Origin of the sequence: Pollutimonas rozaliensis (assembly GCF_048751585.1) — a bacterium.
In the GTDB taxonomy this organism is placed as follows: Bacteria; Pseudomonadota; Gammaproteobacteria; order Burkholderiales; family Burkholderiaceae_B.
Genome location: NZ_JAZHOB010000052.1, coordinates 1 through 284, shown reverse-complemented (window position 1 = coordinate 284; position 284 = coordinate 1). Strand labels below are relative to the sequence as shown.

At 47.2% G+C, this 284-nt stretch carries 1 pseudogene; it reads right to left on the bottom strand.

The features are described 5' to 3' along the window. Positions 1 to 284, bottom strand: a pseudogene (gene tldD, locus V0R37_RS21925) (metalloprotease TldD); the annotation flags it as partial.

Here is a 284-nt window from a genome sequence, read left to right as displayed (position 1 = left end):
CGATAAACGCACTAACGGACGAATATCACCAGCATAAGTCCCATCGGTTGCTGCAACCAGCATCTGTTCATGAACCCCACTCAGACTCACCGAGACTTCTTGAATCAAAGGCTCTTTGGTTCGAATATAAGCATCGAGCTGTTGCAGTAGCTCAGTTTTTTTCTGTTTTTGCCAATTCTCTAATGGGTTATCCGCCGCATAATATGCTTGGTTATCACTGCGTCGAAACGCCTGAACCTGACCATTTTTGGCTTGAGTCGCAATGCCTCGTGCCGCAATCGCAC